Raw genomic sequence first — 16,426 nt, 5'->3', positions numbered from 1 at the left:
GGCATGAAGTTCTATCCGTACAAGAGACTCAACCGCCCGGTCGGTCTGAGGGTGACGTCGGTCTCGCTCAGGCTGCCCGACCGCACCCGTGACCACTTGGACACCTCGGCGTTCTCGACACCTCAGAGGACGGTTGCCCTGGGCGTGGCACAGCACGAGGACTGGCTGTCCGCCAGGATCGGCCTGTCCGCGACCCTGCCCCCCGGTGCCACCGACCCGGACGCCCCGTGGAGCGATCTACGGGTCCTTGCGGTGCTCACCGACGGCGACACCAACGTCCGAACCACGGTCGAACTCCGCCAGGATGCCCCGGAAAGCAAGGAATGGTCCGGTGCGATCGAGGTGCGCCGTGACGACCACGTCGGTCGTGCCGATCTGGCGGTCCACGCGGTCGCCACCGTGGACGGCGTGCGGGGCCGGGCGATCACCGAGACCGACACCGACTGGACGATCGACACGACCGCCGAGGAACCGCTGGGTGGACTCCGCCTCGACGTCAAGCAGACGAGCTTCACCAAGAGCGCGCGGGAGTGGTTGCGTCCCTACGCCGACGCCCCCTGGGTCGTCGATGCCTCGGGCCGGCTCCCGGTGGTGATGGTCAATACCGATGTCGAAGGGTTCTCCGACCTTCTCGGCGGCGAGACCGGCGGGATGGAGAACAGGGTTCACGAGTTGCTGCTCTCGCAGATGGCCACCGACGTGTGGACGGCCGTCTTCCACAGCGCGGTCGGTGATCTGGAGGTCGAGCCCGACGGCTCGCCCGTCTTCCCCTCCGACTGGAGGGGGGAGGTGCTGCGGGAGATGCTCCCCGACGTGGTGCCCGGCCTCCGAGCCGAGGATGCGCTGCGCCAGGTGCATCGACGGCGGACCGGCGACGCCGGTTGGGCGGAACTCCAGACCCGCGTCCACTTCGCCGCCGTACGTCGTGCGGGTGCGCGACAGTCGCTCGCCAACGTCCTGCGCGCGCTCCAGCAGACCAATCGAGAGGACCGGTCGTGATCGAGCAGCCGCACCACCTTCCCCCGCGACTCGGTCTGCTCTCCGCGACGGCCGCCGATCCCTTCCTCACCGAGGATCTTCTCCGGGGGATCCAGGGGCACGGGGGCGTGGACCTGGCGAAGGTCGTCGAACCCCTTCCCGAGGAGGACCCCCGCTGGCGGGCGGAACCTCTTCGGGAACTGATCGACGACGTGTTGCACCAGTTCAAGGAGAACCGGACGGAGGCTGACGCCTGGCTGGCCCCCCGTCTGCACGCCGCTCTTCGCCTGACCCGGCGGGAGGCCGCCGACCGGCGGATCTGGAACCACCTCGCGCTCGGTGTCGCCCCGGACTACGTGGCGTGGCGGCATGCCTCCGCGCCCTCGTCGGGGAGCGCTGACTCGCGTGTCGCCGCGGCCCGTTTCAAGGGATCCCCGGACCGGCAGTGTTTCTCACGTCTGTGGTGGGCGGCCGAACTGTTCCGCAACGGACGGGACTACGCCCCGGTAGTGGTCGCCTGCTCCAATCAGGATCTGATCCACACCGTGATGCGGTCGGACCTGGTCGACCACCGCCCGACGGCCCAGGCGTTGGTCCGTGTCCTCCAGAGCGGCATCGCCACCACCGGCCGTGAGATCAACGGCCTCATGGCCGCGATCAACACAGCCGGTGCCACCCTGGTCTACGACGCGATGGCCGCAGACGAGTGGCGGGACCCCGAAGATCTGCGCCGTTGGATCGAGGAGGCCGAGACCGCCCCTCCCGTGCCCCGTCACGAGTTGCCGACCGGACCGGAGGAGGAGCCCGTCCCCGAGAAGTCCGTCGAGACACTGACCAAGTACTTCGCCGACCTCTTCGAGACGGCACCGGTCCGGGGGCGGGCGCCGCAGGGGTGAGCCGTAGGGGTCACCCGCCGGTGAAAGAGTGGCCTTCCAGGCCTTCCCGCTGGCGGGCCCTCACTGGCTTGCTCGGGGGACGCCAGTTCTCCAGCTTCGCCAAGGCCTGCTCCAACCTAGCGCGGGCTTCCTTCTTGCTCAGCCCCGGTTCGAGTACATGCTGAAGCACGTGCAGCGCGAGCCGGGGTGGCACCGCGTTGCCGATCTGCTGGGACCGGTCGCCGCCCTGCCAGGGGTACGCGACGGGAAACGTCTGGAGAACTCCGGCCTCGGCGAGTTCGAAACGAGGGAGATCCGTGTTCGTGCCCTTGTGGACGAGCCGGTTGCGGGACACCTTCCCGGTGACCGTCGAGGACGGGGCGTCGTGGTCACGGCGCCCTCGTGCGGCCGGGTCGCCGCCCGTTCCATAGTTCGAGACGACGGTGAAGGCGGGACGGTCCGGCAGGTCCAGGTCCGGGAGATCCAGCGCGATGTCCCGAGCCTTCTTCAGGGCGGCTTCCATGGACACCCAGGAGTCCTTCGTCTCTTCCTCGGTCTTGTCGACACCCTTCTCGTCGATGTCCCAGAGCGCGTCCGGGCGATCCGTGTTCCGGGAAGCGGCGGAAATACCGCCCGGCCGGTAGCGCTCGTGGGTCTCCTCCAGCTTCGGGATGTCGATCTCCTTATATCTGGCCATGAGCACGGCACGTCTACGGGTCTGCGGGACACCGAACGCCTCGGTGTGCATCATCTGCGTCCTGGTCCGATAGCCGAGGGTGCCCAGCACCTTCTCGTACTCCTCCCACACAGGCATCACGGCGGGTACCTGTTCCAGCACGACGGCCTCGTACGGCACCAGCCCAGGGCGTCGGCGGCGTTCGATGATCCACCACAACGGCTGCAGGACGAGTCCGGTCCGTTCGTCGCCCAGTTCCTCCAACCTGGCTCGGTGTGCGTCGAGGGACTTCTCCAGAGACACGAGGCCGTCGAAGAGGCTCTTGAGGTCGGCGTCCCGGCGGGCGAGACCGCGTGGTGCCTCTGTCGTTTTCAGTGCGAGCTTGATCTCCTCGGTCGAGCAGCCGTGCTCGGCGAGGCTCTTCCTGGCCGCCTTGCGAGTGACCGAGCGGACCGCCTCGTCCTCACGCTTCCGGGCTTTGACCGCGTCCGCCTCGGCGGCCCTGAGTCGCAGTTCTTCGGAGATCTCGCTCCAGGTACGGTCGACCTCACTCCAAGGGGTCTTCTCCGAGCTCGCGGCTTCGTGCAGCCGCGCGATGTACTTCTTCACCTCGTCCAGGGCCCTGCGGCCGGCGCCGTGTCCGGCGACGGTGAACGTCTGGCAAGGCGGCCCACCCGTCAATACCTGGGCGTGCGGGAAGTCGGCGGCCCGATAGTCCCTGACGTCACCGGCGAAGGTGTCCATCCCCGCCGCCTCGCGGGTCTTGCAGGCGTTGTCGTCCCATTCGATGCCGGTGACCTGATGACCGAGGGCCTCCGCTGCCACATCCAGCCCTCCAGGTCCCGCGAACAGGTCCACGATGCGAAAAACCGCAGGTGAGGAGGGCGTGTGCGTGACGTGGCTCATGTGCGAGAAGTTTAGCCGGCTGTCCGGTGTGCCATCGCCCATCGGCTACGCCCGGCCCGAGGACTGCAGAGCGGTCGCGATCGCCTTGCCCAGTGCCCTGCCGACCGGCGGAGGGGTGGCATGGCCGATCTGCCGGTATCGGGCGGTCTTCTGTCCCGTGATCCGCCACTCCGGGGGGAACGCCTGGACGACGGCGGTCTGGTCCACCGTGATTTTCGGCATGTGCGCCACGTCTTCCGAGCGGGGCCACACGTAGTCCGGTCCCGGCACCTCGTCGGCGAAAGCGTTGCCGTTGATCCCCATCCGCGCCCAGGCACGTTTCGTGCCGGTCGGGCCGACGTCGGCACCACCCCGGTTGTCCGAGCCGCCGACGAGGGTCGGAGCCACGGCGCTCGCCTGATCCGCCCAGGCGTCGGCCTCCCGCCAGCCCCGCGCTGCCATCGAGCCGCGAAGCGCCTGACCGACCGAGACGTGCACGTCCACCGTCGGCTCCGGCGGGGCGAAGGCGGCGAACCAGGGCTCCTTGAGTGCCACCAGGACACCTTGTTCACGGTCCTGCGGCACGCCGAAATCCGCGGCGTTCAGTACGAACCAGCGCCATCGGTAGCCGAGGTGAGCCAGTTCCTCCGCGATGAACCGGCGCACCTCCGCATAGGCGGGCGAGTCGACGAGTGCCGGGAGGTTCTCCAGCAGCAGGGCGCGGGGCTGGACAGCGTGGAGCAGGTAGACCGTGGCCGTGAGTTGTCGCAGTTCCGGCTCGCCGTCCGGCCGCCCCACCGCGGCCGAGGACTTCACGCGGGGCAGGCCCGCCGAGAGCAGATCGACGTCCAGGGTCTCCGGGTGCTCTTCCGGGAGGAAGTCGATCAGATCCTCGCAGACGACCATCCAGTCCGGTCGGTTGGCGAGAAGCGTCTCGCACGCTTGGGGCTTGTTGTCGAGCAGGAGCACCGGCGAGAAACCCGCGCTCTCCAGCCCGAGGGCGAGCCCGCCGGCTCCGGAACACACATCGACGAAGGTCAGATCCCCCACGCTTCCCCCTTGCCCGAGCGTCCAGGCGGGCGCCGTTCCACTACTGCTCTCACCCGGGCGGCGACATCCTCGGGAGCCTCGTGTTCCCAGAACCGCAACACCGTCCACCCCCGCGCGGTCAGGTGCTCCGTCGTCTCCAGATCACGGGCCATGTTCCGGTCGAGCTTCGTGCGCCACCACTCGGCGTTGGACTTCGGCTGCGTGGCGTGTTCCGGACATCCGTGCCAGAAGCACCCGTCGATCAGGACGGCCACCTTGGCCCGGGTGAACGCCACGTCGATGCGCCGCCGCGGCATGCCCGGCACCGGGTATTCGACGCGGTAACGCAGACCTGCCGCGTGCAGCAGGCGCCGCACGGCCAGCTCGGCGTTCGTGTCCTTGCTGGCCTGACGGGACATGCGTGCGGAGACGCCGGGGGAGGAGGGCCTCACGTTGTCCAATGGTGTCGCGCCTCAGGGATGTACGTCGTCTCGGTCGATGACGACCGCATCCTGCCGGCCCGAGTCGATCGTACGGAACCGGACCAACGGGCGACCGGTGCCCGCCGACGACTCCGGCGCGACGAAGGAGAAGGCCATGACGACGTCACCGGGCTCCACCGTCCCGTCGGAGGCGAGGCGGGGCTCGGATTCGACCACCGGGTAGAGCAGCAGTGCTCCTCGACGCGGGCGGACGAGCTGCTCGACCGACACGTTCCCGGCCGTCTCGACGGCGCCCGCGATGCGCAGGGCGGCGGCGCGGTGCTTGGGCTCGCTGAGCGCGCCGAAGAGTGAGCCGCGCCGGCGGGTACGACGGGCCAGGGCGAACGGGCCGTGCCCCATGAGACGGGCCTCCACGCGTTTGGTCGAGGTCTGCAACGGCGTGATCACGAGCCAGTCGTCGATCGTCGCAGGCAGTCGGCCTGCTTCCAGCAGGAACTCCAGGTGCGGCGAGAACTGGCTAGGGATCGACCACCGCAGGTCGCACAGCACCCTCGTCAGCGTCTCGTGCGAGACAGTACCCACGCGCGCCTCGTACGCCGGGCCCTCGCCGACCGACAGCCTTACCGGGCCCTGCCCCAGTGCGGCGAGCACCGGTTCCCAGCAGTCCGTGTTGTGGGCCAGCGCGTCCGAGGTCTCCGGGTAGGCGGTCGGCTCCACCCAGGTCCCCGGCGACCGCACCTCCACCAACTCCGCGTTGAACATCTTGTTCCGGGCCGACGGCTTGACCCACGGCAGATGCTGGGCCACCAGCGGCGGGATCTGTGCGGGGGTGACCTGGGGTCGGCCGTCCACCAAGGGTGCGTAGCGGGCCAGTTCGGCGCGGAAGAGTTCCTCGTCGCGGCAGATCGCCTCGAAGGCCTCGTACAGGTCGACGGTCTTGGCGTTGCGGCCGCGGCCGAGGGACTCCTCGCGACCGATGTACAGCCGCACCAGATCCCGGTACCCGGGCCGGAAGCCGAACCAGCGGCCCATCTGCATCAGGGTGTCGGCCTGCTGCGTCGTGCGGCGGTAGTACGTGATCGTCAGGCCCTCGACCGTGAAGCCCCGGGACAGCTTGGTGCCGCCGACGAGGATCTTCCAGACGTTCGGGGTGCGGTCGAAGTCCAGATCGGGCTGGGCGTAGTCGCGCTCGCTCTCGCCGTTGATGACCATGACAGGGCTGCCGCCCTGGTTGATGAGACGGCGGGCCCCGGACACGTACGGCTTGAGGTCCGCGTACGTCGTGGGCATGGGCAGGGAGCCGTCCGCGTGGGTGCGGAAGTCCCTCTCGAAGAGGGACGCCAGGCGCGTGTGGCCTTCCGGTCCGGTGTACGCGGCGTTGTGCCACATGGTGTTGATGCGCAGGGCCAGCGCGGTGTGCTCGGCCATGCGGACCGACTCGTGCACGAGCATCGTGTGGTGCCGGAACGGGCCGGAGGGCACGCCGTGCTCCTCGCGGTAGAGCTTCAGAGCGCCGGTGAGGACGAAGGCGTCCAGCGCTTCCTGGAGGCGGTCGCCGGTGGAGTCGTGGATGCCCCGGACATGCCGCTTCTCCGCCTCGCCTTCGTCGTCGTCGACGGCGTCCAGGTCGTGGAAGTCCTGCACGCCCATGTAGTCGGTGGGGCGGGGGAGGGAGATCAGGAAGTCGCGCGGGAAGAGGTCTTCCTCGTCGCCCGGGTCGATGAACACGTTGGCGAAGGGCGTCGCGGTGTAGCCGACGTACTGGGCGCGCGGCAGGAGCTTGAGGAGCTTGCTGATCTGGCCGTTGATCGCGGTGCGGGTGACCTTGCCGTCCTCCCACTTCTTCGGGTCCGTCGTGTTCACCGAGGCCTGGTCCGACTCGTCGTCGATGATCAGGGCCGGTATCTCCCCGAGGATCGGGCCGAACTTCTTCAGGTCCGTGACGAGCTTCTCCAGCACCGACTTGTTCTTCTTCACGACCATGACGCGGGCGCGGGCCGTGTGCAGGTTCGCCGGGTCGTTCAGGGGCCGGGTGGGGTCCGCCTTGTCGAACTGCAGGGCGCTGATGCCGCGCTCCAGCGCCATGTAGTCACGGTCACGCGAGGTGAGACGTTCGATGTCGAAGGCGCCGAGCACGGAGGGGCGGGCGCCGAACGAGACGAACTTCGCGGGCCAGTCCTCGTCGTCCTGGTAGTCGATGCCGACGAGGGCGTCGGGGTCGTTCGGGTCGGCGGCGCCCAGGATGTTCTCCTGGCCGATCAGTTCCATGTCGAGCCGGCGCTGGGTCTGGCCGCGCAGCAGGTTCAGAGTGCCGCCGAGGACGATCACCAGGCGATAGCCGGCGTCGACGGCCTTGGCGATGACACCGGTGAAGTTGGCGGTCTTGCCGGACTGCACGTAGCCGACGACCAGTCCACGCGCGCCGTAGGGATCGTCACGCGTGGGGTCGGCGAGCCGCTCCACGACCGCATGGGCGGCCTCGTCCAGACCGGAGACCGCCGCGTCGTTCCAGCCCTTGCGGCGCAGCAGACGCTCGTACGACGCCCAGTAGAAGGAGCGGTTCGCCGCCTGCTCCCGGGTGTACCAGGCCTGGAACTCACGGCTGATGGTGACAGGCCCCGGTTCCTCGTGGACCGGGACGGCCGTGTCGAACGCCTTGCGCAGGTCCCCGCCGAACGCGAGCTTGTCGTAGACCTCGGTGCGGCGCTCCACGGTGCGGGGCGCGGTCGCCGACCACGCGGGGGACTGCTCGAAGTCCCAGGCGGTGAGCTTGCGACGCCAGAGGGCGAGCAATTCGTCGCCGGGGGCCGCCGCCAGGAGGCGGTCGCGGAGGCCGACCAGGTCCGCGTCCGCCGGTTCGTCGGCGTCGGCGAGCACGAAGGCGAGCTTGGCGAAGTGTTTGGGGCCGCGCCGGCTCATCGCGTCGAGGACCTCGCCGTGGAGATCGGTGAGGCGGTCGGGAGCGGGGGTGTTCTCGGCGGTCACGGCGGCTGAGCGGCCTCTCTGGTGTACGGGATGGTGCGGGGCGGTGGGTGGACTAGCCCGCGTCGCGGGCGAGTTCGGCCCGCACCGCGGTGACGAGCACGCTGTTCCACAGCGCCACCTTGTCGGTCTGGTTGGCCCAGACCCGCTCCTTCTGGAAGATCTCGTTGAGCATCAGATAGAGAAGGCTCTTGAGGACCGGAGCGTCGTTGGAGCCCCCGCGTCGACCGCTGTTGAAGGCGTGCCGGTAGTCCCTGTTGAGGACGACCCGGCGCTCCTTGTGGTCGATCGTGAAGAGGAGCTCGGCGGAGTCGACGCCCGTCGGCACGTCCAGCCTGGCCCAGGTGAAGGTGATGGGGTCGTGGCCGTCCAGCTGCGGCAGTTCGTCGCGCAGCGTCCGCTTCAGCTTCGGGTCGATCCCCTTGCCGGGCGGGATGACGGCCGTGCGCTTCACCTCTGTGCGCCGCTTGGCCGCTTCGCGGTAGGTGGCCTCGGCCTCGCCGACGTACTCGACGAAGGCGTGACCGGTGCCGGGGGCCGCCGCGCCCTCCAGACCTCGGGCGAACGCCGGTGTGACCTGGACGCCGTCCTTCTTGACGGTCAGGGCGAACACGTCGTTGGGCTCGGGCGGCAGATCGACGGCGATGCGGGCGAGGGCGAGGTGGCCCTCCGCGCTGCGGGTGTCGTTCCAGCCGCCTGCCTGGACGAGCCGGTCGTTGCGATAGAGGTAGAAGCCCTGACGTTCGGCCAGCGGTCCGATGCCGCGGTAGGCGACCAGCGGTGACTTGGGCGGCCATATGTGCGCGGTGAGCGCGACGTCGCCGACCCCCTCGACCGGCGCGACGTACGTACGGGGATAGCCGGGTCGGCCCGGGACCCGGTAGCCGAACGGGTCGATGGGCTCCACGCCCCGGTGGTCCAGCTCCTCCCGGGTGTGGACGTCCTCCACGACGATGTCGATGTGGAAGCCGTCGCGGGCCAGGAAGCGGTGGAGGTGGAGACCGAGGTGGGTCTCCAGCCGTTCGATCGCGTCGTTGAGGTAGCGGTCGGTCTGTCCCGCGGTGATGGTCTCGAACGTGCGGACCTGGTCCCAGCGCACGATCGTGCCGTGCCAGCCGATGATTCCGTCGTAGCGGTCGACCAGGCTCTGGCAGTACATCGCGTCGACGATGTCGCAGGTGAAGTCGGCCTGTGCCCGAGCGGTGAGCCAGCGGCGGCCGGCCGACGGGCTGCGCTTGGTGCGGCTGATCACGGTGAGCGCGTCGGCGTGCGAGAGCGAGGCGGCCTTCAGCCCGGCGCCGAAATGCCCGAGGGCGCCGTCGGCGTACTTCTCGCGCCCGCCGACGGTCATCGCTGTGTCCAGGCCTGCCTCGTCCATCCCCTGGCCGTCGTCGATGACGAGCAGGCCGACGAGGCGGTCCCGTCCACCGCGCTCACCGGTGTCCCGCAGGAAGCTCACGACGACGTTGCCGGCGCCCGCGTCGATCGAGTTGTCGATCAGGTCGGCGATGGCCGCCTCGAAGCCGTAGCCCTGGTGCGCGAGCGATTCGAACGACCGGGCCGCCGGGGGGAGTCGCTTGCTCCCGCTGGTGGGTACGTCGAACTGCCAGTCCGACGACGGCTGGTAGGGCGGCATACGTGTTCCTCGCGGGCAGGGACATGCCCGGTCGGCGTGCGGGCGTGCCAGTTCAGCTGGTCACATATGACGTTAGCGCGAACGAGTTGTGAAGGAACAGTGGGTACGGAACGGAAGTGCTCGATGTCCCTGGACGTGTTTCGGGGCGGATGGCGAGGAGTGCGGCGCCGCCGGACTCAAGCTCCCGTGATCCCGTGGCACTCCCCATACCCCCGCCCCGACCCGCACCAGCAGACAGCCCCCCGCTGCGGCGGCCACGCCTCCGCGCGGCCTCGGGCTGCCAGGGTCGTCGCGTACTGGGGGAGGAGGGCCGGGTCGGAGGGCGACGTGGCCTCCGAGGCTGCGAAGGCCTCGTAGGAGGGGACCGTGCCGGTGACGATGCCCAGGTTCGGGGTGCCCGAGGAGGACAGTTCGCGCAGGGAGGCTTCTATCGTCGCGAGGTGCTCCTCGTGGGAGGGGTACTCGGCGGAGAGGCCCGGGTAGGCGCTCACGAGCTCCGTGAGCTCCGGCGCCGTCCAGTGCAGGACCGCCACCGGGAAGGGACGGGAGAGCGCCTCCCGGTAGGTGCCGAGCTCGGCCCGCAGCCGGCTGATCTCCGCCTGGATGTCCGCCGGGTTGTCGGAGCCCAGGGACCAGACCCGCTTGGGGTCGTGGAGCTCGTCCAGGGAGACCGACGACGAGTGCAGGGTGTCCGCCAGGGTGTCCCAGTCGTCGTGCGCCGCGCCCAGCATCCTGCGCACCCGGTGCCGGCCGAAGAGCACGGGCAGGGTCGAGTACGGGGGCTCGGCCACGTCCGCGAGCAGCAGCGTGGCCGCCTGCGTGAACGTGTCCTGCGCCGCCTCCAGCTCGTCGTGGTGCTCCAGCGCCTCCGCGACGATCACCCAGGGAGCGGCGTCGCGCGGGGCCGCGGCGCGGACGCCGTCGATGATCGCGCGCGCCTCGGCCTCGTGGCCGTACTCCCACAGGTTCGACGCCTTCAGGGCGCGTACGAGGGACGGGGCGTCGAGGGGCGTCGAGGAAGCGAGCAGGCTGTCGTAGAGCGACGTGGCGCGGGCGCGGTCGCCGGCCAGTTCGAGGTGGGCCGCGGCCTGCACGAGCAGGTGTTCGGCGTCCTCGGGGTAGAGCTCGGCAGTCCGCTCCAGGCGTGCTGCTTCGGCGTTGTGGTCGACGTTCTCGGCAGGCATGTCGGGGCGCATGGGGGACACCGTACTGCCGTCACCTTACGAAAGTGAGATACGGGCAGGCCAGGGCATTGGCCGGGAGCAGCCGGCGGACCCGGGAGCCGGGGACCGCACCTCGGTACCGGAACCTCGGCACCCGAGCCCGGTGCCGGAACCTCGGCACCGACCCCGGTACTGGAACCTCGGCATCGACCCCGGCGCGGATCAGTAGCCGTATCCCTCGGGCAGCAGCGTCGCGATGCGGATCAGGACGGCGGTCAGCGTGCCCGCGCACAGCAGGACTCCCGCCCAGGCGCCGATGACCGCCGACCGGTAGCGGTCCGGAGCGTCCAGGGTGACCGAGTCGGGCGCGCCGGGAACACACAGAAGGCGGACGCGGCTGCCCTCGGGCAGGGCGTGGGCGCCGATCGTGTCGGGGACGGCGCGCTCGTGCTCCACGCCGTCGTCCCCGGTCCAGCGGACCACCGGGTGCAGGGCGGCGTACGTCGCCTCGCGGGAGGCCAGGTGCCCGGTGACCGTGCCCTCGACGCGGCGCGCGGTGCGCCGCACGACGCGCTCGGTCACGGCGACCATGCCCTGTTGGCCGGTCACCGCCACGCCCGCGAGGAAGGGGATCAGGGCCAGCAGCCAGTACGCGCTCATGGCCGGGGAGTCTATGGGGGCGAGAGGGCCGAGGGAGCTTGTGGGGCTGGGGAGTTGGGCATCCCCGAGGGCAAGGACGCGGGGCTGGCCGGGACATCACGCCCTCGCCCCCGCCCCCGGTGCCGGGGCCGGCCCCGGCCCCAGCCCCAGCCCCGGCCCGATCCCGCTCCGGCCCGACCCGCCCCCTCAGACCGCCACCCCCTCCACCTCCAACGTCTGCACCGCCCCCGCCGCGAACGGGACGGCGACCGTCTTCCCGGTCAGGTACGTGTCCGTGTGGGCGGTGTAGCGGTCGCCGCTGCCTCCGGTGACGGTGTTCCAGCGGCGCACCAGGCCGCCGGTGGAGCCGGTCACCGTGCCGAAGCGGGAGAGGTCGAAGGTGAGGGTCTGGGCGGAGGACGCCTTGTTGAGCGCGACGATCACCAGGCGCCGGGCGCCCCGGTCCAGGGCGGCCACCGCGTGGTCCACCCCCGTGTCGAGGATCGTCATGCCGGGCCGGATGTGGCGGCTGAACTGCGCCATGACGTAGTGCTTCGTCTGGACCGCGCCGGGGGTGAGGGTCCCGGCGTCGTACGCGATCATGGCCCAGCCCGGGGACGGGTCCATGACCTGCCAGTAGACCCAAGCGGTCGGGTGCAGCCAGCGGAAGTCCAGCAGGAGGTTGCTCGCGAGGGTGGCGCCGGTGCCGTCCGCGTCGCCGTACTCGGAGTTCCACAGGCTCTTGCGCGCGGTCGTCACGGCGTCCGTGTAGAGGAGGTCGCGGCGCCCGCCGGCCCCCTGGTAGCCGTGCACGTCGACGCGGTCGACCAGCGCCTTCGTCGTCGAGCCGAAGGAGTTCCACGTCGTACGGGCCAGGTCGTAGCTGGTCTCGTCGGACGCGGCGATCCGCGTGCCGGTCAGGCCCCGCTTGTCCAGCTCGCTCCTCAGGTGGGGCAGGACGGCGGCCTGGACGGAGGAGTCCATGTGGCAGCCCTCCTGGGTGCCGGTGGCCGTCCACCAGCCGGAGGACGGTTCGTTGAAGGCCTCGACCGTCGCGAAGTCCACACCCCAGTCGTTCCTGGCGCGGAGGGCGACCGCGGCCAGGTGGGAGGCGTGCTGGCGGTAGTTCCAGGACTGGAGGTTGTTGCCGCCGCCGGACGCTCCGGACGGGTTGTGGTTCAGACACATCCACCACATGGGGGAGTTGGCGAACAGCTCGCTGGTCGCGCCGCGCGCGGTCGCCTTGACGAGGGCGGCGCGCTGCGTGGCGTCGGCCGTCCACTTCCAGGCCGAGGAGGCGGGGTCCTCGTTGTTCCAGTCCTGCCAGTAGCCCTCGATCTGCTTGAAGACGGGGATGCCGGAGGAGGCGACCATGCTCTCGCCGTTCACGCTGTTCCAGCTGCACGCGCCCAGGTTGTAGCGGGCGATGTTCAGGCCGAGGCCCGGCAGCGAAGTGCCGTTGTACGTCGTCGACTTGGTGGTGAAGAAGATGTCGGCGAAGTCGTCCCGGGCGCCGAAGACGTTGGCCCACCAGGCCAGCGAGGTGCCCCAGCCCTCCCAAGTCCCGTACGTCGTGGCGGGGTTGACGGCGATCGTCGCGTCCGCGCGTGCGGTGCCCGTCGCCACGGTGCCGGCGAGGGCCGTGCCGCCCGCGGCGGCCAGCAGTGTTCTGCGTCGGATCATGGCTTCTCCGTCCGGCCGACTCCCGGTCGTTCCCACGGGGTCGGCGTGTCGACTCGGTTGCCGGCCGTCCGCCGGCACTGGCCGTCGCGCTGCTGCCACAGGAAGGATCGGGTGTGGCGCGTGGGGTTGTCGAGAGTTGCGACAGCCCTTTCTAAAACCGGTGTACGAAGAGGGGGGCGAGAGGTCGGGAGCCGCGGGTCTGGAGACTTGCGGGGGGATCGCCTACCGTGCGGGCCCGGCTGCCCGCCGGGCGGTGAAGGAGGCGTACGCATGCGGGCTCACCCAGGGGGCGTACGCGGCCGGGTTCCCGGCGTCGTGCACCACGGCACCCGCAGACGGCGCGCACTGCGCCGCCGGGCCCTGTGGACCGGCGGCGAACTCCTCGTCACCGTCGGCCTCGTGCTGCTGCTCCTCGTCGTCCACCAGTTGTGGTGGACCAACCGGCAGGCCCGGCACGGCGCCGAGCGCAAGGTGCAGGCGCTGGAGCGGGAGTGGGGCGAACCCCGGGCGGATGCCTCCGCACCGGCCGGCGGTCCCGGTGGCGGCGCGGCGAGCGACGGCGACTCCGACGGCGGCCCGGACCCGGCCGAGGGCGCTTCCCCGGCCGGCGGCCGCCGGACCTCCACCGCCGGCGGCTCCGGGCAGCAACCCCGCTGGTCGCAGGCGTACGCCGTCCTCACCGTCCCCCGCCTCTCCCTGCGTGTCCCCGTCGCCGAGGGCGTCAGCAAGCCGGGCGTGCTCGACAAGGGGTACGTCGGCCACTACAAGGGCACCCAACAGCCGGGCCAGGCAGGCAACTTCGCCCTCGCCGGACACCGCAACACGCACGGTGAGCCGTTCCGGTACATCAACCGGCTGCGGCGCGGCGACACGATCACCGTCGAGACCAGGACCGCGCTGTACACGTACGTCGTCGACCGGACCCTGCCGCAGACCTCGCCGAGCGACGGCGGTGTCATCCGCAGCGTGCCGCGCAGCACCGTCCGGCCGTCGTACGGGTACAGCGAGCCCGGCTACTACATCACCCTCACCACCTGCACCCCCGAGTACACGTCCAGGTACCGGTTGGCGGTGTGGGGGGTGCTGCGCTCCATGCGGCCCCGCTGAGGCCACCGGAGAAGTCCGCGGGCAGGGCGCGTGAGAGGACCGGCCGGCCCGGGGAGCCCGCAAGAGAAGGGGCGGGGAGCTCCTTACAGGCGCGGCGGGCCCGGTGGGGACACCGCCGGGCCCTTGCCCTGCGCGTGCAGCAGCGCCGCGAGTTCGTACTGCGCCACCACGTCGCCCCCCTCCGCCTGCGGGCGGTACAGCTCCTCCGCCTCGGCGTACCGGCCCAGCGCCCACAGGCAGGAGCCGAGGTCGCGCCAGGCGAAGCGATGCCCGAGCGTGACGGCGAGGCGGTACCACTCCACGGCCGCCGTCAGGTCGCCGTCCAGCCGTCTCCAGTAGCCCAGTTGGCCCGCGGCCCGCGCGCTGCCCGCCCGTGCCATCCCGGCCACCAGCTCCTCGGCCTCGGCGACCCGGCCCGACGCCCACCGGCGCATCTCCTGGGCCATGGTCACCAGCCAGTCGGGGTCCCGGCGCACTTCCGCCTCACGGCGCAGCCAGTGCTCGGCCTCCGCCTCGTGGGCGGGGTCGGTGTGGGCGAGTCCGCTGGCCGTCCAGGCCAGTCGGCGTACCGCTTCGAGGTGGCCGGCTTCGGCGAGCGGCAGGAGATACCGCTTCGCCTCCTCGTGGCGCCCCTGGTCCATGAGGTCGCTGCCGAGCCGGTACTGGGCGGAGGCGTCGCCCTCCGCTGCCGAAGTCGCCATGACCGGCACCCTACGGGGGACCGCGGTCCCCCGGGCGCGGTCGGTCAGGTCCGTTCCCGCAGCACCAGCACACCGGCCGCAGCCAGCAGGGACAGTCCCGCGGAGACGCCGATCGCGATGTCCGCGCCGTGTCCCGGCCCGCCGGTGGAGGTCACCAGGGCGATGGTGAGGGCGACCCCGGCGCAGGACCCGATGTAGCGGAACGTCTGCTGGGCTCCCGAGCCCATCGCGGCGCGCGCGGCCGGTACGGACTCCACCGCGAGCAGCGGCAGGGAGGCGTTGAGCAGACCGCTGCCCACCCCGGAGACGACGAAGCCGGGGAGCAGCCGCGTCCACGAACCGGCGTCGACCGCGCCGAGCATGGTCAGGACGCCGGCCGCGTGCAGGGCGAAGCCCAGGACGAGCTGGTGGCGCGGGGAGACGCGGCCCGCGAGGCGCCGCGCCTGGAGGGCGACGGCGAAGGACAGTCCGGACCAGAGCAGGAACAGCCAGGCCGTGTCCATCGCGGACAGGCCGAGTGTCCGCTGGAGCAGCGCCGGCAGGAAGCTGAACAGGCCGATCACCGCGAGGCCCGTGAACATTCCGCCCGCGGACGAGGCGAGGAAGCGGCGGTGCCGCAGCAGACCGAGGTCGATCATGGGGGTGGCGGTACGGCGCTCGACGGCCACGAAGGCCGCCGTCAGGACGACGAAGGCCGCGAGCAGCAGACCCACCGGTGCGCGCAGCCAGCCGTCGCGGCCCATCGTGAGCGCGGCGACGAGGGCCACCAGGGCGAGGCCGAACGTCAGGGCTCCGGCCAGGTCGGGACGGCCGCCCCGGGGTGCGCGGGACTCGGTGAGGGCGCGGGTTCCCAGCAGGGCGACGACCAGTGCCGCCGCGCCCAGCACCGCGTAGGCCACCCGCCAGCTCAGCGTCGAGGCGATGCCGCCCGCGAGCAGCGGTCCGACGGCGATGCCGCCGCTGACGAACGCGCCCCACACGCCGGTCGCGTGCAGCCGGCCGCGCGGGGTCGGGAAGGCGTGGACGATCAGGCCCAGGCCGCTCGCGAGGATCGCCGCGCTCGCCGCGCCCTGCGCGATGCGGGTCAGTGTGAACAGCCAGGTCGAGCTCGCGAGCGCGCCCAGTGCCGTGGTGATGCCGAGGGCGACCGTGCCGGACAGGAAGATCCGGCGGCGTCCGTAGTCGTCCGCGAGGCTGCCGGCCACCAGGAGCAGCGCGGCCAGGCCCAGCGGGGTGCCGTTCAGCAGCCAGGCCTGGGCGGAGACCGAGGTGTGCAGCGCGGCGGCGGTGTCGGGCAGCGTGACCATCGGCGCCGTGTACGTCATCAGGGCCACCGCGGTGGCGGCGCTGGTGACGGCGAGGGTGGGGGCGGCGCGCGGGGTGGTGCCCGGCGGCGGGGGTGCGGGGGTCTCCCTTGATCTCGTGGAGCCCGTGGCCCCGGTGGCGTCGGCGGCTCGGGCGGCCACGGTGGACCGGTCGGTCCCGGCGGCCTCGGCGGTCGCGTCGGTGGAGGTGTCGGTCCGGTCGAGCCGGGTCATGGCCTGCTCCTTCGGAGCGTGAGTTCGTTCATTGAACCTTCCGATGTTCCGACCGTAGCACCCTAGGTTCGTTCACTGAACCAAGATGTCG

13 protein-coding genes are annotated in these 16,426 nt (G+C 71.1%); 3 read left to right on the top strand and 10 right to left on the bottom strand.

The window, feature by feature from the left end; genetic code table 11:
- Positions 1-3 precede the first annotated feature (3 nt).
- Together BKI49_RS14045 and BKI49_RS14040 are read left to right on the top strand one after the other, a co-directional pair.
- Complete coding sequence (locus tag BKI49_RS14045; RefSeq protein WP_095934597.1) at positions 4-999, top strand: hypothetical protein; 996 nt, start codon at positions 4-6, stop codon at positions 997-999.
- On the top strand, positions 996-1,874 hold the full coding sequence (locus BKI49_RS14040) for a DUF6339 family protein (RefSeq protein WP_095934596.1): 879 nt from the start codon (positions 996-998) through the stop codon (positions 1,872-1,874). Before BKI49_RS14045 ends, BKI49_RS14040 begins: the two co-directional genes overlap by 4 nt.
- 10 nt (positions 1,875-1,884) lie before the next feature.
- On the opposite strand, the gene BKI49_RS14035 is transcribed toward BKI49_RS14040, so the two are convergent.
- From BKI49_RS14035 to BKI49_RS14000, 8 genes are all read right to left on the bottom strand, one after another.
- Positions 1,885-3,354: a DNA cytosine methyltransferase gene (locus tag BKI49_RS14035; protein ID WP_373557546.1), complete on the bottom strand. Its 1,470-nt coding sequence runs from the start codon at positions 3,352-3,354 to the stop codon at positions 1,885-1,887.
- 126 nt (positions 3,355-3,480) lie between these two features.
- Positions 3,481-4,464 carry a DNA cytosine methyltransferase gene (locus BKI49_RS14030; RefSeq protein WP_095934594.1) on the bottom strand — a complete coding sequence of 328 codons (984 nt, stop codon included), beginning with the start codon at positions 4,462-4,464 and terminating at the stop codon, positions 3,481-3,483.
- Positions 4,452-4,862 carry a very short patch repair endonuclease gene (locus tag BKI49_RS14025; protein WP_095934593.1) on the bottom strand — a complete coding sequence of 137 codons (411 nt, stop codon included), beginning with the start codon at positions 4,860-4,862 and terminating at the stop codon, positions 4,452-4,454. The genes BKI49_RS14030 and BKI49_RS14025 overlap by 13 nt, the downstream gene beginning before the upstream one ends.
- Positions 4,863-4,916: 54 nt before the next feature.
- A complete protein-coding gene (locus BKI49_RS14020; RefSeq protein ID WP_095934680.1) occupies positions 4,917-7,805 on the bottom strand; it encodes a Z1 domain-containing protein in 2,889 nt (962 codons plus the stop codon).
- Between the two features lie 118 nt (positions 7,806-7,923).
- A complete protein-coding gene (locus tag BKI49_RS14015; RefSeq protein WP_095934592.1) occupies positions 7,924-9,504 on the bottom strand; it encodes an ATP-binding protein in 1,581 nt (526 codons plus the stop codon).
- A 176-nt stretch (positions 9,505-9,680) separates the two neighbouring features.
- Positions 9,681-10,700, bottom strand: coding sequence for a YecA family protein (locus BKI49_RS14010; protein WP_095934591.1), 1,020 nt, complete (start codon positions 10,698-10,700; stop codon positions 9,681-9,683).
- Between the two features lie 189 nt (positions 10,701-10,889).
- On the bottom strand, positions 10,890-11,327 hold the full coding sequence (locus BKI49_RS14005; protein WP_095934590.1) for a DUF3592 domain-containing protein: 438 nt from the start codon (positions 11,325-11,327) through the stop codon (positions 10,890-10,892).
- 186 nt (positions 11,328-11,513) lie between these two features.
- Positions 11,514-12,989, bottom strand: a complete 1,476-nt coding sequence (locus BKI49_RS14000; protein WP_095934589.1) for a glycoside hydrolase — start codon at positions 12,987-12,989, stop codon at positions 11,514-11,516.
- 270 nt (positions 12,990-13,259) lie between these two features.
- On the opposite strand from BKI49_RS14000, the gene BKI49_RS13995 reads away from it, so the two are divergent.
- Positions 13,260-14,096, top strand: coding sequence for a class E sortase (locus tag BKI49_RS13995; protein WP_095934588.1), 837 nt, complete (start codon positions 13,260-13,262; stop codon positions 14,094-14,096).
- An 83-nt stretch (positions 14,097-14,179) separates the two neighbouring features.
- Here BKI49_RS13995 and BKI49_RS13990 read toward each other — a convergent pair whose 3' ends face one another.
- Together BKI49_RS13990 and BKI49_RS13985 are read right to left on the bottom strand one after the other, a co-directional pair.
- Complete coding sequence (locus BKI49_RS13990) at positions 14,180-14,797, bottom strand: tetratricopeptide repeat protein (RefSeq protein ID WP_095934587.1); 618 nt, start codon at positions 14,795-14,797, stop codon at positions 14,180-14,182.
- Between the two features lie 44 nt (positions 14,798-14,841).
- On the bottom strand, positions 14,842-16,335 hold the full coding sequence (locus BKI49_RS13985) for an MFS transporter (protein WP_095934586.1): 1,494 nt from the start codon (positions 16,333-16,335) through the stop codon (positions 14,842-14,844).
- Positions 16,336-16,426: the final 91 nt, after the last annotated feature.

It is taken from the genome of Streptomyces sp. Tue6028, from assembly GCF_002300165.1.
Taxonomy (GTDB): domain Bacteria; phylum Actinomycetota; class Actinomycetes; order Streptomycetales; family Streptomycetaceae; genus Streptomyces; species Streptomyces siamensis.
The sequence above is the reverse complement of the archived record's forward strand: the minus strand, read 5'-3'. Positions and strand labels throughout refer to the sequence as shown.